General features: G+C 65.2%; 24 protein-coding genes and 1 pseudogene. 12 read left to right on the forward strand and 13 right to left on the reverse strand.

From position 1 onward, the window contains the following. The 6 genes and pseudogenes from IEW19_RS23750 to IEW19_RS22015 all read left to right on the forward strand — a co-directional run. A pseudogene (locus tag IEW19_RS23750) lies at positions 1-369 on the forward strand (hypothetical protein); the annotation flags it as partial. 104 nt (positions 370-473) lie between these two features. Further along, entirely contained in the window at positions 474-1,259 is a 786-nt protein-coding gene (locus IEW19_RS21995; protein WP_188573688.1) for a class F sortase, read from the forward strand. Positions 1,260-1,339: 80 nt separating this feature from the next. After that, on the forward strand, positions 1,340-1,852 hold the full coding sequence (locus IEW19_RS22000) for a universal stress protein (protein ID WP_188573689.1): 513 nt from the start codon (positions 1,340-1,342) through the stop codon (positions 1,850-1,852). A 294-nt stretch (positions 1,853-2,146) separates the two neighbouring features. Further along, on the forward strand, positions 2,147-2,506 hold the full coding sequence (locus tag IEW19_RS22005) for a metal-sensitive transcriptional regulator (RefSeq protein ID WP_188573690.1): 360 nt from the start codon (positions 2,147-2,149) through the stop codon (positions 2,504-2,506). A gap of 53 nt (positions 2,507-2,559) precedes the next feature. Beyond that, on the forward strand, positions 2,560-2,799 hold the full coding sequence (locus IEW19_RS22010; protein ID WP_188573691.1) for a heavy-metal-associated domain-containing protein: 240 nt from the start codon (positions 2,560-2,562) through the stop codon (positions 2,797-2,799). A gap of 27 nt (positions 2,800-2,826) precedes the next feature. Continuing rightward, the gene (locus IEW19_RS22015; RefSeq protein ID WP_188573692.1) at positions 2,827-5,166 is read left to right on the forward strand and encodes a heavy metal translocating P-type ATPase; all 2,340 of its coding nucleotides are present in this window, start codon (positions 2,827-2,829) and stop codon (positions 5,164-5,166) included. Between the two features lie 24 nt (positions 5,167-5,190). On the opposite strand, the gene IEW19_RS22020 is transcribed toward IEW19_RS22015, so the two are convergent. Beyond that, positions 5,191-5,463 (reverse strand): DUF2277 domain-containing protein, encoded by a 273-nt coding sequence (locus IEW19_RS22020; RefSeq protein ID WP_188573693.1) that lies wholly within the window; start codon positions 5,461-5,463, stop codon positions 5,191-5,193. A gap of 211 nt (positions 5,464-5,674) precedes the next feature. Between IEW19_RS22020 and IEW19_RS22025 the strand changes: the two genes are divergently transcribed. After that, positions 5,675-5,941, forward strand: a complete 267-nt coding sequence (locus IEW19_RS22025; protein WP_188573694.1) for a WXG100 family type VII secretion target — start codon at positions 5,675-5,677, stop codon at positions 5,939-5,941. 138 nt (positions 5,942-6,079) lie between these two features. Here the strand turns inward: IEW19_RS22025 and IEW19_RS22030 are convergent, their stop codons facing one another. Beyond that, on the reverse strand, positions 6,080-7,117 hold the full coding sequence (locus IEW19_RS22030; RefSeq protein ID WP_188573695.1) for an EamA family transporter: 1,038 nt from the start codon (positions 7,115-7,117) through the stop codon (positions 6,080-6,082). A gap of 71 nt (positions 7,118-7,188) precedes the next feature. Between IEW19_RS22030 and IEW19_RS22035 the strand changes: the two genes are divergently transcribed. Further along, the gene (locus IEW19_RS22035) at positions 7,189-7,734 is read left to right on the forward strand and encodes a CGNR zinc finger domain-containing protein (protein WP_188573696.1); all 546 of its coding nucleotides are present in this window, start codon (positions 7,189-7,191) and stop codon (positions 7,732-7,734) included. A 52-nt stretch (positions 7,735-7,786) separates the two neighbouring features. Here the strand turns inward: IEW19_RS22035 and IEW19_RS22040 are convergent, their stop codons facing one another. The 3 genes from IEW19_RS22040 to IEW19_RS22050 form a co-directional block, all read right to left on the reverse strand. Continuing rightward, a complete protein-coding gene (locus IEW19_RS22040) occupies positions 7,787-8,164 on the reverse strand; it encodes a hypothetical protein (RefSeq protein WP_188573697.1) in 378 nt (125 codons plus the stop codon). Positions 8,165-8,264: 100 nt separating this feature from the next. Then, positions 8,265-8,855: a hypothetical protein gene (locus tag IEW19_RS22045; RefSeq protein WP_188573698.1), complete on the reverse strand. Its 591-nt coding sequence runs from the start codon at positions 8,853-8,855 to the stop codon at positions 8,265-8,267. Between the two features lie 50 nt (positions 8,856-8,905). Beyond that, a complete protein-coding gene (locus tag IEW19_RS22050) occupies positions 8,906-10,258 on the reverse strand; it encodes an MATE family efflux transporter (protein WP_188573699.1) in 1,353 nt (450 codons plus the stop codon). A 109-nt stretch (positions 10,259-10,367) separates the two neighbouring features. Between IEW19_RS22050 and IEW19_RS22055 the strand changes: the two genes are divergently transcribed. Both IEW19_RS22055 and IEW19_RS22060 read left to right on the forward strand, forming a co-directional pair. Next, positions 10,368-10,802, forward strand: a complete 435-nt coding sequence (locus IEW19_RS22055; protein WP_188573700.1) for a DoxX family protein — start codon at positions 10,368-10,370, stop codon at positions 10,800-10,802. A 132-nt stretch (positions 10,803-10,934) separates the two neighbouring features. Then, positions 10,935-11,960: an acyl-CoA thioesterase gene (locus IEW19_RS22060; protein ID WP_188573701.1), complete on the forward strand. Its 1,026-nt coding sequence runs from the start codon at positions 10,935-10,937 to the stop codon at positions 11,958-11,960. On the opposite strand, the gene dnaB is transcribed toward IEW19_RS22060, so the two are convergent. Beyond that, positions 11,957-13,342, reverse strand: coding sequence for a replicative DNA helicase (gene dnaB, locus IEW19_RS22065; RefSeq protein WP_188573702.1), 1,386 nt, complete (start codon positions 13,340-13,342; stop codon positions 11,957-11,959). The genes IEW19_RS22060 and dnaB overlap by 4 nt on opposite strands. 642 nt (positions 13,343-13,984) lie before the next feature. Here dnaB and IEW19_RS22070 point away from each other — a divergent pair. Together IEW19_RS22070 and IEW19_RS22075 are read left to right on the forward strand one after the other, a co-directional pair. Continuing rightward, positions 13,985-14,290 carry a hypothetical protein gene (locus IEW19_RS22070; protein WP_188573703.1) on the forward strand — a complete coding sequence of 102 codons (306 nt, stop codon included), beginning with the start codon at positions 13,985-13,987 and terminating at the stop codon, positions 14,288-14,290. 13 nt (positions 14,291-14,303) lie between these two features. Continuing rightward, positions 14,304-14,870, forward strand: a complete 567-nt coding sequence (locus IEW19_RS22075; protein WP_188573704.1) for a hypothetical protein — start codon at positions 14,304-14,306, stop codon at positions 14,868-14,870. Here the strand turns inward: IEW19_RS22075 and IEW19_RS22080 are convergent. The 7 genes from IEW19_RS22080 to IEW19_RS22110 form a co-directional block, all read right to left on the reverse strand. Beyond that, entirely contained in the window at positions 14,867-15,493 is a 627-nt protein-coding gene (locus IEW19_RS22080; protein WP_188573705.1) for an FMN reductase, read from the reverse strand. The two genes, IEW19_RS22075 and IEW19_RS22080, sit on opposite strands and share 4 nt — an antisense overlap. A 129-nt stretch (positions 15,494-15,622) precedes the next feature. Beyond that, positions 15,623-16,597 carry a YdcF family protein gene (locus IEW19_RS22085; RefSeq protein WP_229748669.1) on the reverse strand — a complete coding sequence of 325 codons (975 nt, stop codon included), beginning with the start codon at positions 16,595-16,597 and terminating at the stop codon, positions 15,623-15,625. A 207-nt stretch (positions 16,598-16,804) separates the two neighbouring features. Continuing rightward, complete coding sequence (gene rplI / locus IEW19_RS22090) at positions 16,805-17,257, reverse strand: 50S ribosomal protein L9 (protein ID WP_188573707.1); 453 nt, start codon at positions 17,255-17,257, stop codon at positions 16,805-16,807. A 17-nt stretch (positions 17,258-17,274) separates the two neighbouring features. Continuing rightward, positions 17,275-17,514 (reverse strand): 30S ribosomal protein S18, encoded by a 240-nt coding sequence (gene rpsR / locus IEW19_RS22095; RefSeq protein WP_003800144.1) that lies wholly within the window; start codon positions 17,512-17,514, stop codon positions 17,275-17,277. A 126-nt stretch (positions 17,515-17,640) separates the two neighbouring features. Then, a complete protein-coding gene (locus IEW19_RS22100; RefSeq protein WP_188573708.1) occupies positions 17,641-18,216 on the reverse strand; it encodes a single-stranded DNA-binding protein in 576 nt (191 codons plus the stop codon). Between the two features lie 73 nt (positions 18,217-18,289). Next, the gene (gene rpsF / locus IEW19_RS22105; protein WP_013602900.1) at positions 18,290-18,595 is read right to left on the reverse strand and encodes a 30S ribosomal protein S6; all 306 of its coding nucleotides are present in this window, start codon (positions 18,593-18,595) and stop codon (positions 18,290-18,292) included. 375 nt (positions 18,596-18,970) lie between these two features. Next, on the reverse strand, positions 18,971-19,567 hold the full coding sequence (locus tag IEW19_RS22110; RefSeq protein WP_308420029.1) for a glycoside hydrolase family 16 protein: 597 nt from the start codon (positions 19,565-19,567) through the stop codon (positions 18,971-18,973). Between the last annotated feature and the right edge of the window lie 74 nt (positions 19,568-19,641).

A 19,641-nucleotide genomic window follows, 5' to 3' on the forward strand; every position in this document is an offset into this window, starting at 1 on the left:
AACGGCGGCGGCAACGGCAACGGCGGCGGCACCAACAACGGCGGCGGCACCAACAACGGCGGCGGCAACGGCAACGGCGGCGGCACCAACAACGGCGGCGGCACCAACAACGGCGGCACGGACAACACCGTCGGAGGCACCGACGTCTCGGCGACCCTAACCCAGGCTGCAGCACCCAAGGCAGCGCCGAAGGCCGCCCCGGCCGCGACACCCGTCAGCGTGGGAACCAACCAGGGCTACAACGCCCAGACAGCGGTGGGAGCTTCGGACGGCGGGCCGGGCTGGCTTGCAGGTTTGGGAGCACTGGTTGCCGCAGGAGCAGCGGTGGCAGTACGCCGCCGGTCACGTCCTCTGCACACCGCCGACTAGGCCACATTTCGCCACTGCCAGTGGCCTCTCGACAAGGAAGGCGTCCTGCCAGTGCCCGGCAGGACGCCTTCCTTCCAAACCCGCCTACTGCGTGAGGAAGTGCCATGCCACAGGGTCGAAGCCGCCACGCGGCACCCAAGCGGCGCGCTTTGGAGCACGGTAAGCGGCGGTGGAACCGGGGCGACGTGGCCATTCTTTTCTGCGGCCTCCTCACCTTCCTGTCGTTCACCCTTGGCGCTCCCCTGTTCCACCCGGCACCGCTGCAACTCGGGAATGCTCCTGCGTCGGCTGTGATGCTTCCCTCCGGAACGGCTTCCCCCGGGAACGCTTCGGCCGGCGGGGCCGCTCCCATGGCCGCGACCGGCGTGCCGGGTGCGGCGGCAGGCGCCGCCACTCCATCCCCAGGCGGGACGGCAGTGGAAGCCGGAGCAGGACCAGAGCTTCCGGCCGCAGCCCAGCCCGTCCGCATCCGTTATCCGTCCGCTGCGTTCGATGTTGCCATCCATCCGCTCGACCTTAACGGCGAAGCCCAGTCCAGCCGGACCATCGAGCCCCCTGCCACCAAGGACGGGTACTGGCTCACTCCCTTCGGGGTTCCGGGCAAAGGCTCCGGCAACACCACCTACGTCATCGGCCACAGCTGGGAAGGCGCGGACGCTCCCTTCAACCACCTCAGTTCAACTGCGGCGGTTGGTGACCGGCTCGATGTGGAAACCACGGCCGGCACCATGAGCTACCGGGTAGACAGCATCACCACCTACCTGAAGTCCAGCCTGAAGGACAGTCCAGTCTGGGAGATGGTGCCCAACCGGCTGGTCCTCATCAGCTGCTACACCGAGGATCCATGGGGAAAGAACGTCGTGGTCACCGCTTCCCCAGCGGCTTCCTAGTACCTCCCGGGCCGGGGCTCGGCAACTGCCGGGCCGAACGCACCTGTTCACACCGGACGCGGAGGCGGACAATTGGCGGCATGACATGGGAATACTTCAACGGCGCACCGCTGCTGGTGGGGATCATGCCCAAACAGCACCCGGAGGTTCTCCAGACCGCCGCCACCCTGGCTGCCCGGCTGGCCGCCCCCCTGGTCTGCGCCTACGTGGATGAAGCCAGCTACCTGGTGGAATGGGACCCCGCCCGCTCCGCCCACCGCCTTTCCCGGCACCCGGACACCGATGATGACATGCTTGCCCTGGCAACAGAGCTAAAGGCGCAGGTCCAGGCCACTGTGGACAAGCTGCCTTCCGACGGCGGGCCGCTGGAGTGGTCCTTCCGCACCCTGACCGGGGATCCCGCCCGTGCCCTGGGGCAGCTGGCAGCTGAAGTGAACGCCCCCATGATCATCGTGGGCACCTCGGAACGGGGATTCTCCCACCGGCTGTCCGAGGCACTCAACGGATCCGTAGGAACGTGGCTCAGCCGCCACCAGAGCCGCCCGGTACTGGTAGTCCCCTACCGCATGCCCGCTCATGAGGACCGGCCATGAGCACGAATACGGGGCCAGAACCACTGCTGGTGCCCGCTTAAAGTAAAGCGAAAGTAGTTATTCGCGGTGCTGGCGCAGCGCCGGTACCAGCCAGTAAGCTAATTTCAGCAAGGCCGCTCCACGCAGGTGGAAGCAGGAATTGCCCAAAAGCTGCTCCGGAGTGCGTATCCCCCAATAACGCACTCCGGAGCTTTTTTGTGCCCTGGCAACCTGCCGGGATCCAACACGGCCTTCGCCGGGATACCCCTCCCGGGTACTTGTGCCAATACCCCCACGGGGTATAGCGTTGACAGCATGAACGCGATCGAGGAAGCCGTCGGGGGCGCCGGCCGGCCGGCTCCGGAGGATGGCAACGCGCCGCCGCACGGTTACACGGAAAACAAGGATGCCTACCTGCGGCGCCTCAAGCGCATCGAGGGCCAGGTCCGGGGCATTGCCCGGATGGTGGACGAGGATAAGTACTGCATCGACATCCTCACCCAGGTGGCAGCCGTCACCAAGGCCCTGCATGCAGTCAGCCTTGGACTGGTCGAGGAGCACATCGGACACTGCGTGGTGGGTGCAGCCTCGGAACCGGACCCGCAAGTGCGCGCTGAAGCCATTGATGCCAAGGTCAAGGAAGCCGCCGACGCTATCGGCCGGCTGCTTCGCTGAGCCAGTTCACATTCCACCCCGGCCACCGCCGGAGCCCAATGAAGGAGCAAGCCATGAGCACCACTTCCCCCACCACCACGACCATCAGCGTCTCCGGCATGACCTGCGGGCACTGTGTGTCGGCCGTCAGCGAAGAACTCGAGGCCATCGACGGCGTTGAGGCAGTAAGCGTCGACCTGAACGCCGGCGGCATTTCCACTGTGACCATCACCGCCAGCAAGGAACTCCCACCCTCGGACATTGGGGAAGCCGTCGCCGAGGCCGGCTACCTCGTCGTCGCCAACGAGGCCTAGAAACCCTTTCAACACCCGAAAGCCGACATGAGCCACCGAGAACTGCTGCAGCCACCCGCCACCCGCATTGTCGAACTGGACATCGAGGGGATGACCTGCGCGTCCTGCGTCAACCGGGTGGAAAAGAAGCTGGGCAAGCTCGACGGCGTGGCAGCAACGGTCAACCTGCCGCTGGAGTCGGCCTACGTCACGGTGCCGGAGGGCATCACCGACGAGCAACTGGTGGACACTGTCAACGCGGCAGGCTACAAGGCCCGGGTCCACGGGCCGATCACTGCCGTGAAGCACCCGGACGGCGACGCCGGGGACTTGCGGCAGCATGCGTCTGAGCCAGGAACGAGCGGGCATGCAGAGCAAGTGCCCGGCGTCGCCGCCAAGCTCCGCCCGCGTCTGATCCTGGCGGCTGTCCTGACCGTCCCGGTATTCCTGGTCAGCATGGTTCCCGCGTTCCAGTTCCCCAACTGGGGCTGGGTGGCGGCTGTGCTGGCGCTGCCGGTGGTCACGTGGGCTGCGTGGCCTTTCCACCGGGCAGCGGCCATCAACGCCCGCCACCTCGCCTCCACCATGGACACCCTGGTGTCGCTCGGGGTGGCAGCAGCCTACTTGTTCTCCGCCTGGCAACTGTTGGCCGACCCGCGCATGACCGAACACCCCGGCATGGAGGGGATGTCCGGCGACCTGTACTTCGAGGTGGCCTCCGTCGTCACCACCTTCCTGCTCCTGGGCCGGTATTTGGAGGCCAATGCCAAGCAAAAGGCCGGCGACGCCCTTCAGTCGCTGTTGAACCTGGGCGCCAAGGATGCAACCGTGCTGCGCAGCGGCGTGGAACAGAAGATCCCCGCCGACCTGCTCCAGGTGGGCGACGTCCTGGTGGTCCGCCCGGGCGAAAAGATCGCCACCGATGGCGTGGTGGTGGACGGCGACTCAGCGGTGGACGCCTCACTGGTGACGGGTGAATCGGTCCCCGTGGAAGTGGGGCCGGACAGTCGCGTCACCGGCGCCACCATCAACACCTCCGGCCGGCTGCTGGTCAGGGCCACCCGGGTTGGATCCGAGACCACCCTGGCCCAGATGGCGCGCCTTGTCTCGCAGGCCCAAACCGGCAAGGCGCCGATCGCACGGCTCGCGGACCGCATCAGTGCCGTCTTCGTTCCGGTGGTCTTGGCGACAGCCATCCTGACGTTCGTGCTGTGGCTCCTCCTTGCCGGCCCCGCCGCCGAGGGGGACCACCTGCGGCAGGCGTTTACTGCCGCCGTCGCCGTGCTGGTCATTGCCTGCCCCTGCGCCCTTGGCCTGGCCACCCCGGTGGGTCTCCTGACGGGTACTGGCCGCGGCGCCCAGCTGGGCATCCTGATCAGGGGCCCCCAGGTCCTGGAGGACACCCGAACCGTGGACACCATCCTGCTGGACAAGACAGGGACGGTCACCACCGGCAACCTGGCCGTGGATGCCACGGCAGGGTTCCCCGGTTTCCAGGACCACCACGTCCTCCGGCTCGCCGGAGCCCTCGAGGCCGCCTCGGAGCACCCGGTGGCCCGCGCCATTACGGCAGCAGCCTCCTGGGCACGTTCCACACATTCAACGGACGACGCCGCCACCTTGCCATCCGTGCAGGGTTTCAGTTCCGCCCCTGGTGGCGGAGTGCGGGGAACCGTTGAGGGCAGGCGCGTGCTGGCCGGACGGAAAGCCTGGCTGGAACAAAATGGTGTTGTCCTGGACGCCGGCCAGCAGGCGCAGCTGGCGGCTGCCGAGGACGGGGGCGCCACCACCATCTGCGTTGCCGTGGACGGGGAAGCGGCCGGAATCATCAGCCTGAGGGACACTGTAAAGGAAGGCTCCGCCGCCGCCGTCGCCCGGTTGAAGGCCTTGGGCCTGCGGCCCATCCTGCTGACCGGGGACAACGCCGCAGTGGCCGCCCGGGTGGCTGCCGCCGTCGGCATCGCTCCGGACGACGTCTATGCCGCCGTCCTGCCGGAAGGAAAGGTCGAGGCAGTTCGCAGGCTCCAGGCCGGCGGCGCCACGGTGGCCATGGCCGGTGACGGCGTCAACGATGCCGCGGCACTGGCACAGGCCGATCTCGGCATTGCCATGGGGTCGGGAACGGACGTAGCCATCGAGGCGGCGGACCTGACGGTGATGGGAAACGACCTGGCCCAGGTGGCGCAGGCCATTGAACTGTCCCGGAAGACGCTTGCCACCATCAAGGCCAATCTGTTTTGGGCATTCTTCTACAACGCGGTAGGGATCCCCGTGGCCGCCCTGGGACTGCTCAACCCGATGATCGCCGGCGCGGCCATGGCCGCCAGCTCAGTCCTTGTGGTGGCAAACTCGCTGCGGCTGCGCAGCTTCGGCAAGCCCCGGCGCTGAGCGGCTTATCCCTGGAGCAAAGGATCAGGCCGCGCCGTACCGCACTGCTGCGCGCGACCTGGCCTTGGCTGCTTCGGCCTCCCGGTCCTTGGGCGGCGCCTGGGTAACCAGCGAATCCAGCAGATGCTGCGTGAGGTGGGCAATTTCGTGCACTGCCTCGTCGAAGGCTTCCTGGTTGGCCTTGGACGGTTTGGTGCTGCCGCTGATCTTGCGCACATACTGCAGCGCGGCCGCGTGCACCTCCTCGGACGTGGCATGCGGCTCGAAGTTGTGAAGGGTTCGGATATTCCGGCACATAACGCCATGCTAGGCTCTTCCAACGCCTGGGATCGACCCCTTTTTCCATGATTTCCACGCGGCGCCGATGGGGAGCCCGGCATGGGCAGGGCTGCCCATCGACACTGTTTTGGGGCCGGGATAGGTTTTAGGCAATGAATCTTCCGGATGAGCCGGGGGCCGCTGGGGATGCCGATCTGGTTCGGATCCACGATCTAACAAGGAGAAACTGATGGCTATTTGGGGTGCAGACGTTGAGCAGCTTCGCCAGCTCGGCAGCAAGCTTCAGGCAGGGGCGTCCGAGATCGAGACGCAGAGGTCCACTCTCACCAAGGTCCTGACCAGCACCAACTGGGAAGGCCCGGACGCAACCAAGTTCCGCAATGAGTGGACCGGTACCCACACCGCCATGCTCACCAAGGTTGCCGCGGCACTGAAGGAAGCCGGCACGCAGGCAACGCGCAACGCCGAGCAGCAGAGCCAGGCCTCGCAGGGCTAAGCCCCGGCGGCCCATCCGCCATGGAAGGGTCCGGTGCCGCAAGGCACCCGGACCCTTCCACATTTAAGGCTATTGCCGGGGCGGCCGACGGCAGCCAAACCCGGCTGCGTGGCTGCACGCCTGAGGCGACAGGCGGCACTAAGGGACTGGTTCGACGTCGTTCGCGTGTTCCAGCGGGGACGCCGCCTGGGGTGCCGCTCCCCCACCCGTCCCAGCCGCTGCGCGACGCAGCTCGTCGAGCCGGACCAGGATGACCCCGCCGACGATGAGTACGCCGCCCAGGAGCTGGATGGCGCCCGGCAGTTCCCCGAGCAGCAGCCACGCCCACACCACGGCGAACAGGACCTCAGTCAGTGACACGAAGGATGCCACCTTGGAGCCGAGGGCCCGGGCGGCCATGATGCCCGAGACGTATGCCAATACGGTGGCCAGCACCACCAGCCCAGCAAGGGACACCCACCATGGCGTGATCCACGAGCCCAATTTGGTGTCCGCAGTGCTGAACGCCATGGGCAGCAAACCCGTGGCGGCAGCGAGCCACATTACGGCGGCACCCACCATCAGACCGCCGGAAGCCAGGACGATCGGCGGCAAAGCGTCATTTTCCTTGGCCGTGATGAAGAAGTAGATGGCCAGGCAGACAGCGGCCGCCATGCCCCACAGGACCCCCACCAGGTCCACCTTCACGGCTCCGGTGAGGTCCAGGACCAGCACCAGCCCGGCCAGCGACAACAGCGTCCCGCCGGCGGTCAGGGCCGTGGGGCGCCGGCGGCTGGCAGCCCAGAGCCACAGGACGATGATCACCGGTGCCAGGTACTCCAGCAGGAGTGCCACGCCCACCGACAGCCGGGCCACCGCATTGAAATAGAACAGCTGGCATGCGGCCACTCCGATGAGCCCGAACAGCACGATGGTGAGCCAGTTGTCCAGTAGCTGGTGCCAGCGGCCCTTGAGCGCGTATCCGGCGGGCACGGCCAGGATGAGGGCGGCCCCCGTCAGCCGGGCAGTGACTGCCGCCCCGGGGGACCAGCCGGTTTCCAGCAGCGACTTGGCGAAGGATCCGGACAGGCCGAAGACAGCGGAGGAAAAGAGCGCGATGCCGAGCCCGGATGCCAGGAAGCTTGTCCGCCGGGTGGGCAGTTCAGGGGTGGGGTTGGGGTTCTTTGCGGCAGGCACCGTTGCCTCCTGTCAGGAGTAAAGTAGGGTAATGCCCATTACACTACGCTTCGGTGCTGTAAGGAGTCAACATGGTTTTCGCCCCTGACACTGAGGTGGCGCTGCGCACGGTGGTGAACCTTATCAACACGGCCGCGAACGGGAGGGAAGGGTTGGCGTCCATCGCGGACCTGGACAGCTTCCTGGCCACTGAGGGGTTTTCCGGGTCCCGGAGCCGGGATGAGGCGGAACTGGCAAGCGTCCACCAACTGCGCGTCGAATTGGCGGCAGTGTGGACAGCGGATGAGGATGCCGCTGTGGGCACGGTCAACCGGCTGCTCCGGGACGCAAGTGCCTTGCCGCAACTGATGAAGCACGATGGCTGGGACTGGCATCTCCACGCCACGGCCCCCGGGGCGCCCCTCGCGGACCGGATGAGTACGGAGGCAGCCATGGCCCTGGCGGACGTGATCCGCAGCAAGGAGATGGAACGGCTGCGTATGTGCGAATCGGAGGACTGCGATGCAGCGGTGCTGGACCTCAGCCGCAACCGGTCCAAGCGGTACTGCGATACCGGCAACTGCGCCAACCGGGCCCATGTTGCCGCGTACCGGGCCAGGCAGGCCGCTGCGGGATAGCAGAGTTACCCATGGGTGGAGTTTGGGCCAACGTGCCGCCGCGGATTTGTCCTTAAGGCTGGGGCGTGCCGTCCGCGCCGTCACCGGACGCCGGCGGGTTCTGGGGGCCGCGGGCGCCGAAGCCGTGGCCGGGCCCTGCGTGGGGAGATCTTTTCGGCGCCGAGCTCAGGTTCACGCCCGATCCCTTGCCCAGGTGTTCGGCATTCTCCTTGTAGCTCATCGACAGCATGGCGGCGATCACCAGGGTGACGATGAAGGCGATGCCCGCCGCCGTGAAGGCGAGGTCGAAGCGGGGCGTACGGGCGCTTCCCCCGGAGGCGAAGATCAACACCGCAACGAAGGCGACGACGGCCCAGAACGCCGAAAACATCAGCGGCCCCTTCACCGAGGTCCGCAGCTTGCGCGGTTTTCCTTGATGCTGGTCAGCCACAATGGTTCCTCCCTGCAGGCGGCGCACGGCCGGCCTGGTCTACGAATTCGCGGTTTCGCACCGAGTTTTCTACAGAAAGTAGAAGGGCGCTCCCCCTAGTTTACGGCTTCCCTGCGCCGGCGCGGGCATCGTGCCGAAGGGTAAGGCCGGACAGTACCCACAGGACGCCGGAAATAATTGCCCCTCCACCGGCCACGCCCAGCAGGGCATGGGCTCCGAGATTGATGAAGAAGGGCAGCAGCACCGCCGTTCCTATCCCGATGATCCCGGAGGCAATCCAGTCCCGGGCAAGAACATGGCGGCTCTTGCGCTGCAATCCGCAGGCAAGTTCCAGGACGCCGGCCACACCCAGGCCCACCGCTGCGATCACCCCGAACAACAGGTCACTGTGCAGGAGGAGCACAGCAAAGCCGGCACCGGCCAGGACCGCGCCACCGGCGGACAGCAGCTTGCCGGGCGCCGAGTTCTGGGCGAGACCCGCTGCCGGGACGGTCCGAAGGGACACCACGCCGACGGCCAGGAGATAGAGGCCCCCGGCCCAGCCCATGACCTCCACGGAAGGCGAAGTCCAGAAGACCGTCACAGCGCCGAAAACCAGCGCAGCAGCCGAACGGAGCAGGACCGGCTTCCACAGGTCGTTACGGGGGGTGGTTCCTGGAGCAGCCCCCGCGGGGCTGGATGGTTGCGTCACCGGTCCAGTTTAGTGGGGGCCGCTGGAAGGTCGAACCGGAGTGTCGGCTGTCAGGCCGAACCCAGCACCATCCAGCGGTCTGACCGGGCCCGCAGGCCCAGGGTGAGCGCGCGTGCCGCCATGTATCCCAGCGCAAAGGCCACCCAGAGCCAGCCCAGCCCCGGGGCGCCGCCGGCACCGGACAGCGCAACCCCTGCCAGCAGCGGAACGTAGACGGCGAGGTTCACCAGCCCCGCCAGTGCGAGGTACCGCGCGTCTCCTGCGCCGATCAGCACGCCATCCAGGACGAAAACGTATCCGGCGATGGGTTGGCCTGCCGCCAGGACCCAGAGGGCAACAGTGAGCACTGACTGCACGTGGGGATCCGCAGTGAACAGCGGCCCTACCCAGGGGGCCACAGAAGCCAGCAGCAGTCCCGTCACCACGCCGAACCCTGAGCCCCAGCGGATCATGGTCCCGGTCAGCAGCCGGGCCGTGGCTGCATTGGCCGCGCCGAGCTCCTTTCCGATGAGTGCCTGCGCGGCGATAGCCAGGGCATCCAGGGCGAAGGCGAGGAAGGAAAAGATGGTCATGGCCAGCTGGTGGGCGGCAAGGTTAACCTCACCCTGGGCCGTCACCACCAGCACCGTGGCCAGGATTGCTGCGCGCAGGCTGAGCGTGCGCAGCATGAGCCAGGACCCCACGCGTGTCATGCTGCGGATCCCCCGCCAGCTGGGTAAAAGGCTTATGCCGTGACGTACGGCGTTCCGCCGCACCATCACCACGTAGACCGCTGCCATTGCCCACTGCGCCAGGCCGGTCCCGATCGCCGAGCCGGCCACGGACCAACCCAGGCCGTAGACAAGCCAGAGGTTCAGCAGGATGTTGATGCCGAACCCGGCCGTGGCCACCACCAGCGGGGTCCGGGTGTCTTGCAACCCGCGCAGCACGCCGGTGCCGGCAAAGATCAGCAGCATTGCCACCAGGCCCGGCATGGACCAGCGGAAGTAGTCGATGGCAAACGCCCGGGCACTGTCCTGGGCTCCCAGCAGGTCGATGAGCGGTTCCGCTGCGGCGAAACCCACCCCGGCGAGGAGCCCGCCGAGCAGCAGTGCCAGCCAGACGCCGTCGCGCCCTGCCGCGAGGGCCTTGCCCAATTGCCCGTCGCCTATCGCGCGGGCCACTGCCGGGGTGGTCGAGTAGGCCAGGAAGACCATGAGTCCGACGGCGGTCTGCAGCACGGCTGATGCCAGCCCCACGCCGGCGAGCTGGGCCACGCCGAGATGGCCCACGATGGCCGAATCCGCCAGCAGGAAGAGGGGTTCGGCCACCAGCGCGCCAAAGGCAGGGAGGGCGAGGCGGAGTATTTCCCGGGCAGGGCCGCGGGTGCCGGCCGCAGCGGCAGGAGCTGGTTGTTGTGGCACGCTGCCAGCTTAACCGCGCCCGGCGGCAGAAACGGGCCGGGCATGACAAAGACCACAATCGTCCAGATTTAGTTGACACTTCAAGTATTAGTCCGGGAGAGTGGACGTTATGAACAAGCCAGCACTGACCACCACCGCCCTTGCCGCCCTCCGCATCATCCTCGGCTTCCTCTTCGCAGCCCACGGATGGCAGAAATTCAATGAGTGGACCATCGCCGGCACTCAGGCCTCCTTCGCCAAGATGGGCGTGCCGGCCGCCGACGTCATGGCACCGGCCGTCGCCGTCCTGGAACTGGCGGGCGGTATCGCCCTGGTCCTCGGAATCCTCACCCGCGTGGTGGCCGCACTCCTCGTCGTGGACATGCTCGGCGCCCTCTTCCTGGTGCACGCCCCTGCCGGCGTCTTCGCCGCAAACGGAGGCTACGAACTCGTCCTGCTCCTTGCCGCTGCGTCGTTCGCCCTCGCACTCACCGGCGCCGGCCGCCTCTCCCTGGACGGCGCCCTCTTTGGCCGCGGCAAGTCCCGGCTGGCCGTCCTCGCGTAACCCCTTCACATGCCACGCCCGACGGCGGCCGGTCACCCAAGGTGCCTGGCCGCCGTCGGCCCTTTATGGGTCAAAGCAGCATTGTTGCAGGGCCAACCCGCCGGTAACCGCGGCTCTCAGTAAGATCGCAGCATGACTGAGACCGGCCACCGCAACTCCGTGACCCTCCGCTTCCTCGCTGCCCCCACCGACGTGGGACACAGCGGCTCAGTGGACGCCGGGACCGTGCTCGAATGGGTGGACAAGGCTGCCTACGCCGCAGCGGTGGGTTGGGCAAAGTCCTATTGCGTGACCGCGTATGTGGGAAACATCCACTTCGCCGATCCCGTCAACAGCGGCGACATGGTGGAGGTGGAGGCAACCATCGTTTACACCGGCCGATCCTCCATGCACATCCACACCGTGGTCTCCTCCGGCGACCCGAAGGGTGGCCCTGCAACAATGCGCAGCCAGTGCATGGTGATCTTCGTTGCCGTGGGGGCGGACGGCAAGCCCACCCCGGTGCAGCAGTTCGAACCTGTTACCCCCGACGAAATTGAGCAACGTGACCACGCGCTGGCCAGGATCAAGGTCCGGGAGCAGATCGTAGAAGCTATGAACCGGCAGGAATATACCGATGCAGGTACGGCCGAACGCGTGACGCTGCGGTTTATGGCCGCCCCCACCGACGTGAACTGGGGCGGCAAGGTCCACGGCGGGATCGTGATGAAGTGGATTGACGAGGCCGCCTACGTGTGTGCCTCACGCTACTGCGGCCGGGACACCGTGGCGGTATTCTCCGGCGGCGTGCGCTTTTACCGCCCGCTACTTATTGGCCATGTGGTGGAGGTGGAGACCCGGCTGGTGTACACCGGGACCAAGGGCATGCACATCGCCGTCCACGTCCGTTCCGGCGACCCCAAGGGCCGGGAGCTGAACCTCACCACCTACTGCCTCACCGTGATGGTGGCGCGCGACGACGACGGCAACTCAGTGCCCGTGCCCGCGTGGGTGCCGGTTAGCGAGGAGGACAAGCGCCTTCACGCCCATGCCCGCGAGCTCCTCGAGATCCGGGGAACGGCACCCGGGAACCGCCCGCCGAACCACCTGCTGGCTGCCGCAAACCCTACGGGCAGTGAACGGGGCGGCGCCAGCGACGCCAGCACCCACTACGCCTAGAAGCCGCCGCCACCGCCGGCGTCGCCGGCCATGTTGGCAAAGCGGGAGTAGTGGCCCTGGAATGCCACCACAATGTCCTTGGTGGGGCCGTTACGGTGCTTGGCCACGAGGATGTCGGCCTCCCCGGCGCGGGGTGATTCCTTGTCATAGACATCCTCGCGGTGAAGCAGGATGACCATGTCGGCGTCCTGCTCAATGGAACCGGATTCACGCAGGTCCGACACCATGGGCCGCTTGTCCTGGCGCTGTTCCGATCCACGGTTCAGCTGGGACAGGGCGATCACGGGGACCTGGAGTTCCTTGGCAAGCAGCTTCAGGGCACGGGAGAATTCGGAGACTTCCTGCTGGCGGGACTCCACTTTCTTGCCTGAGCTCATGAGCTGCAGGTAGTCGAGAATGACCAGCTTGAGATCGTGCTGCTGCTTCAGGCGGCGGCACTTGGCCCTGATTTCCATGAGGGACATGTTGGGGCTGTCGTCGATGAACAGCGGGGCATCATTCATCCTGCCCATGGTGGTGGCGATCTTGGACCACTGCTCGTCCTTGATGGTTCCCTTGCGGAGGTCCTGGAGCCCAATGGTGGCCTCGGCGGACAGCAGGCGCATGGCGATCTCGTTCCGGCCCATTTCCAGCGAGAACATGACCGTTGAAAGGTTGTTCTTGATGGCAGCGGAGCGGGCGAAGTCCAAGGCGAAGGTCGACTTACCCACTGCCGGGCGCGCGGCAATGACGATCATCTGGCCCGGGTGGAGCCCGTGGGTCAGCTCATCAAGTTCGTAGAAGCCGGTGGGCACGCCAGTCATGCCCTCTCCGCGATGGCCGGACGCCTCGATTTCGTCCACCGTGGACTCCATGACGTCCTTCAGCACCACATAGTCCTCAGCAGTGCGGCGTTCCGCTACTGCATAGACCTCTGCCTGTGCCTGGTTGACGAGGTCCTCCACCTCGCCGTCCGAGCCGTATCCCAACTGGACGATCTTGGTTCCGGCGTTCACCAGCCGGCGCAGGACCGCGCGTTCGGCCACGATCTCGGCGTAGTAGCCGGCGTTGGCCGCAGTGGGAACGGTCTGGATCAGTTCATGCAGGTAGGCAGGTCCGCCGATCCGGTTGATCTCGGCACGCTTGGTCAGCTCATCGGAGACGGTGACGGCGTCCGCAGGCTCGCCGCGGCCGTAAAGGTCGATGATGGCCTCGTAGATGGTTTCATGCGCTGGGCGGTAGAAATCCTGTCCGCGGAGAATTTCAACCACATCCGCGATGGCGTCCTTGGAAAGCATCATGCCGCCCAGAACGGACTGTTCGGCGGCGATGTCCTGGGGCGGCTTCCGGCTCGCGCCCGATCCACGGGTCGCCTCGACAGGGTCCAGATGCGCGATTGACAAAGCTGCCGTCCTCCATTTGTACCGGGCGTGCGGCCCGGTGATCCATCCTGTTCGCGGCCTCCGATAACCGGCCCCGCCACCTGTCCAGGTCTACCCCGAGGCCCTGACAATCAATCAACTCCGGGCCTGAAACCACCTCTGGCCCGGAGTTATCCCCACTATCCACAGCTTTTCCACAGAGACACTTGGGAGGTGCGCACGCGCGCTTCAAACCGAAGCGGGCACGCCCTGTTCCAGCCGCGGAGAACAGGTACCCCGCTACGCTAGCCCCCGTGGCGCCAGCCGCAAAGCCGGCATGCCGCAGCCGCTGTGGATAACCTGTGCAGTAAGAGGCATAGCTTGTGCACAGCCTGTGGGGAAGTCTGTGGATACAGAAGTTTTTTGGGTTGCTGCAGCTTGCTGACCTGCGGAAACGCAGGATCTGGCATGTGGAGTAAATATTTCTTCCAGGGAATTTCATCCACAGGACCTGCAGGAGATCCGCAGCGGGGAGAGGGCCGGAAGCGCCGATGGAGTCCTCCCGCTGGACCGCGTGGCCCACCTCATATGCCGGGCGGGGATTTTTACCGGCCTAGGCTGGGCACTGTATGCGGACCGGTGAATATTGCTGTGGATAACTCCAATCTGGATTAAGCTCTAGATATGGGCGATCTACTGCTGGTGCTGTTGCCGGCCATAGTTTTGGTGGCGCTCATGTGGGGCATTGCCACCGCCCTGCGGCCCCGTGATGCGGGGATGTCGGAGGCCGAAAAATACCAGCGCGAGCTCGCCGAGCGCTCTGCCCGCCACTATGCAGCCCAGGTCCAGGCCGCCACCGCTGCCCGCGCCCGTTTGGCAGCGGCTACCCACCCAAGCCAAAACGCCCAGCAGCACAACCAGCAGCAGGAACACCTGCGGGCGGGTGACCAGCAAAGCAATCGCACCTGGCGAGGGCCAGGAAGTACATAGAACGGCTCGTGAAATGGAATCCCTTGTGGTCCCGGTCCTTATCCTGCTCGCGGTGGTTGCGGGGGTCATGCTGGCATACCGTGCCGCCCGCAGGCGCGAAGCAGAGCATGCCCCGGCCCAGTCCCAGCCAGCCGCTACCTCCGTCGAGTTGGCCCGGGCAGCGGCAGACCGGCTGTCGGAGGATGAGCACCGGCGGCTCTACGCCTTGATCGCGCAGGGACAGGCCATGGCCGCCATCAAGCTCTACTACGAGGTGACCGGAGAAGGGCTGAGGGCCTCACGCGAGGCCGTAAGCGCCATGGCGGCCCACCCCCAGCCCTACCGGAGCCAGGAGCCTGCCCAGGCCGTTGAGGAGGACGACGAAGAGCCGCAGCGGTTCCCGTACCGCTACCGGGCCATCGCCAGCAAGGGCGACGTAACCCGGGAGGTAAGCAGCAACATGCTCAATGACGAGATTTACGGCAGGATCCGTACCTTGGCCCGGAGCGGCGATACCGAGGCCGCGGCCAACGCCTTGACGCGGCACTCAGATATCTCCCTGAAGCAGGCCCGGGAGTTCATTGCCCTGCTGGACGACTAGCGGGATCCGGAAATCCCGGCCAGCAGCTGCTCGAAGGGAAGTGACTCCAGCGGGGCGGGCTTCCGGCCGGGCTGCGGCCCCTCCAGCAGCCGGGTGAACTCGCCGGCAGCCCGGTGGATCCGGTCCGCGAGGGATGCCCCGCCCTCTTCGGCGGTTCCCCAGTCCTGCGGCCCCGCGAAGACGCCGGTTGCGGCCGTGCGCGTGCGGAGGTAGCTGAAGAGCGGCCGCAGCGCGTAGTCCAGGACCATCTGATGGCGGTCAGTGCCGCCGGTGGCGCCCAGCAGGACCGCCTTGCCCTCCAGCGACTTCGGATCAAGGACGTCGATGAATGACTTGAAGAGGCCACTGTAGGAGGCGCTGAAAACCGGGGTCACGGCAATGATGCCGTCCGATCCCTCCACACCTGCGATGACCTCCGCCAGGCGGGGTGCCGCATAGCCGGTGACGAAGTTGTTGGCGATGTCCACGGCCAAGTCCCGGAGTTCGACGACGTCCACTGCCACCTCGTAGCCGCCCGCCTTGAGTTGCCGCTCGGCAGCTGCTGAGAGCTGGTCAGCCAGCAGCCGGCTGGATGAGGGTACCCCAAGCCCTGCGGAAAGGACGGTGATGCGGCGGGTTTCCATGGCGTTCTCCTGGTGCTCGTTCAGTTCATCGTATATGCGTATGCATCTATGTTGGTGAACCGCTGCCAGCGTCGCGGTATTCCCGGCTGGGTATTGGCGGCCAGGTGCGGACCCTGTTAATGGCTCCGCTCACCGGAGCAGGCTGCCACCGGCCTGGGAGAGGATGGCGCCGGCCAGTGGACCGGCGATGATTGCTGCGCAGGAAACCAGATTGATCCACCGGTAGGTCGCAAGGATGGCGATGAATTCCCGAAGGAAGGCACTCGGGATGAAATACCCCGCCGTCCTGGCCCCGGTGACATGCGCCCGAAGGCCTGCGCGCCGGGTGAACATCGCAGCGCGAAATACATGATAGCTGCTGGTGACGACGGTAACGGGTGCGTCCGGCCGCTCCATCAGCCGGCGCGAGAACTCAAGGTTCTCCATGGTTGTGGTTGCCCGGCCCTCCACGATGATCCGGCCCGGGGGAACACCCTGCTGCTGCAGGTAGCGGGCCATCGCCGTTCCTTCCGGGAGGAGTTCGTCCGTCCCCTGACCGCCGCTCGGAATCAGTGCTTTGATGGAACCGCCGTGCTTCCCGCGATACACGCGTACCGCGGCGTCCAGCCTGGAAGCCAGCAGGGGCGGAACAGACGCGCCGTTCAGGCCTGAACCCAGAATCACTACATACTCCGGCGGCCGCCGCGGCGGAAGGTTCGAGTAGATCAACGAATAGACCAGGTAACTGACGAACACGAATCCCACATAGCCCGCCACGACGGCCACCACAGAAGTGACCGCGCCCAAACCAGGCACAACCGTCTGCAGGACGGCCAGCAAAAGGGGCACGGCCACCACGGCGAGTCCCGTCAACAGGGACAGCAGGTTTCCTACGCTGCGGCCCTCCCGGCGCAGCATGACGATGCCGTTGAGGACCAGGAAGAGGGCCAGTATTGGTCCGGATACGATGAGCAGGACAGCCAAGGTCAACGTCATGATCACCGGAATGGAGTTGTTGCCGGCGACCAGGAGTAACCCAAGCCACCCGAAGATCACACCCGCGACAAGGAAGACACCGTTCCGCAGGCGCCTGCGGTCCGTCACGAAGCTAATGGTCGCAGCCACCAGGAGGATGCTGCTGACGGCAAGGAACGGCAACGCTTGGCGACCTTCCTGGGATACGGCGGACTGGTACCGTACACAACTTCAGGGGACGGCGTCCCAGCAAGCTTATGTTGCCGGCGGGCGGCAAGGGGAAAGGCCGGCCGTGAGATAGGACGCAAAAGGCCCCCGCCGGAGTTCCAGCGGGGACCCTTCAGCTGCAGTCAGGGACTACTTGCCTGCAACCACGTCGAGTTCGATCACAGCGGCAACGTCAGCGTGGAGGCGGACGTTGGCCTGATAGGAACCAACCGACTTAATGTGGGCGGCCAGTTCAACCTTGCGCTTGTCGATCTTGCCAAGGCCAGCGGCCTCAACAGCGTCGGCGACGTCGCCCTGCTTGACGGTGCCGAACAGGCGGCCGGACTCGCCGGCCTTGACGACCAGCTTGACCGGCTTGGCGGACAGTGCAGCGGCCTGCTTCTGAGCGTCTTCCAGGGAAGCGTGCTCGCGGGCAGCGCGGGCAGCCTTGATGGACTCAACCTGCTTCTCGCCACCCTTGGACCAGGTCAGGGCGAAGTTGCGGGGCAGCAGGTAGTTACGTGCGTAACCGTCCTTGACCTCGACAACGTCGCCAGCAGCACCGAGACCGGTAACTTCGTGGGTCAGAATGAGCTTTGCCATGTTAGTTAATCCCTTCCTTAGCCGCGGCCAGCGCCGGAGTAAGGCAGCAGAGCAACTTCGCGGGCGTTCTTGATTGCCTGGGCGATCTTGCGCTGTTCCTGCACCGTGACGCCAGTGACGCGACGGGCGCGGATCTTGCCGCGGTCGGAGATGAACTTGCGCAGCAATGCTACGTCCTTGTAGTCGATGACAGTGATGTCAGCGGCCTTCAAGGGGTTGGACTTTGGTTTGGGCTTACGGAGTTCAGCCTTAGCCATCGTGGAGCTCCTATTCTAGGGAGCCCGTGGATATTGATCCACGGGATGGTGGTGGTCCGACGGCGGCAGTACCTTAGGTGCGTTGCGGCACCCTGGCTGCCCCTGCGCCGGGCCGTTACTTGGGTTTTAGAAGGGAGGTTCGGAATCGGGGCCGTTGCCCCAGCCGCCTGCATTGGACACGCCGGGCGTGGCCCAGGGATCGTCCTGCGCAGCTTGCTGGTTGCCGCCGCCCCAGCTTCCGCCGGAGTTGCCGCCCTGGTTTCCACCAGAGTTGCCGCCTCCGAAGCCACCGCCGCTGTTACCGCCACCGAAACCACCGCCACCCTGGCCGCCGGAGCGCTGGGTGCGGTTGACTTTGGCGTTGGCGTAGCGCAGGCTGGGGCCGATTTCGTCGACCTCAAGCTCGATAACGGTGCGCTTTTCGCCTTCTTTTGTTTCGTAGGAGCGGCTCTTCAGGCGGCCGGTAACGATGACACGCATCCCCTTTGTGAGGGATTCGGCAGCGTTTTCGGCTGCTTCACGCCATACAGCGGCGCGGAGGAACAGGGTCTCCCCGTCCTTCCACTCGTTGGACTGGCGATCAAAGGTGCGGGGGGTGGAAGCGATGGTGAAGTTCGCTACTGCCGAACCGGACGGTGTGAACCGCAATTCCGGGTCATTGGTGAGGTTACCGATGACCGTAATGGTGGTCTCGCCTGCCATCTACTGCCTCCTTGTTCGATCCTGGGTGAAGAGTGCGTTTCCTGCGGGGTAAAGAATGAAGACCGGTGCTGAGTTACTCAGCAACAACCTTCTGCTCTTCGGGGCGGGTGATCTTGGTGCGCATGATGGTCTCGTTAAGAGACAGCTGGCGGTCAAGTTCCTTGGCGGTCTCCGGCTTGGCGGTGAAGTTCACCACGGCGTAGATACCTTCGGACTTCTTCTTGATTTCGTATGCCAGACGGCGACGGCCCCAGATGTCAACCTTTTCGATGGTTCCACCATCGTTGGTGATGACGTTCAGGAACTTCTGAAGCGACGGCTCAACGGTACGCTCTTCGACCTCGGGGTCGATGATTACCATCAATTCGTAAGGACGCATATGTGAACCCACCTCCTTTGGGCTAAGCGGTTACGGCATTTCCGTAACAGGAGGTTCATTTGCGATTCCATGCAATGCCTTGCCGTCCGGAACGGAGGCAGGACGCAGCACAGACTTCAATATCCTAGTGCATTTGGACCCGATAGGCGATTCGCGCTTGACTCAAGGCTAACCGCGTGGGGTTCGGCGCGGGCAGCCCCGGTGCCGCTATGTGGAAAACCGCGCGCATAGGAGGGCACTGCGTGGCGCGACGACTGGGTCATCGCGTCAGTCGGTTCCTTACGCCCCGGTAAATGAGACGGCTGCCGCATAGTCAAATTGCCTCGTCCGGCGGTTTCATCCCGCAACCGCAAAGGGGACATTACAGATGAACCACTATTTTTTTGCCCACACCGCCACCCAGTCGATATAAACGTGACCGCTGGCCCCGGGCAGTGGGCAGGTCGGAAGGCAAGCCTCTGTCTGCAGCACGTAGTGCATGGACGTTGTGGGCACTGCGGTACGGGTGACCCCCACAGACCTGCCGTCAAGGAAGAATTCCACGCGTCCAGGACTCCATTCAGTCGTTGCTGTGTGCCAGGAAGAATATGACGAGCCAGTCTCAAATACACTAAGGATATTGTTACTTGCCCCTGTGCCGTGCATGGCAGCAAAAAAGTTCCCCGCGAGATCCCCCTCGGGATAATCCACCTCCCCGTCCAAGGGCCATTGCCCGCTGTCAGGCCACAAGAGCCATGCCGTCTTAAAGCCTTTTGGAGCATCAGCTCTAAAGCGGACTGAATACCTTCCGTAAAGCTGTCCGTTGAAAGGCCTTGGTTGGTTCTCTCCCAGCTTCGGTGCCGGCGCCGCCCCCATGGCGACACCATTTTCAGAGTGTAGATACATGTCCAGGAGGCCATCATGCACACTGAGGACCTTGGACCTGACTTGGCTCATTTCGTTAGTGCGTGAGTTTTGGGTTGCGGATGGCATCGAGAATGGCCTGCTGCTCGGCGGCAATATCGGGGGCGAACGTCTGCGTGGTGCCGTTGATGGCGATGGTCGCT

It is taken from the genome of Arthrobacter liuii, from assembly GCF_014639275.1.
Lineage (GTDB): Bacteria > Actinomycetota > Actinomycetes > Actinomycetales > Micrococcaceae > Arthrobacter > Arthrobacter liuii.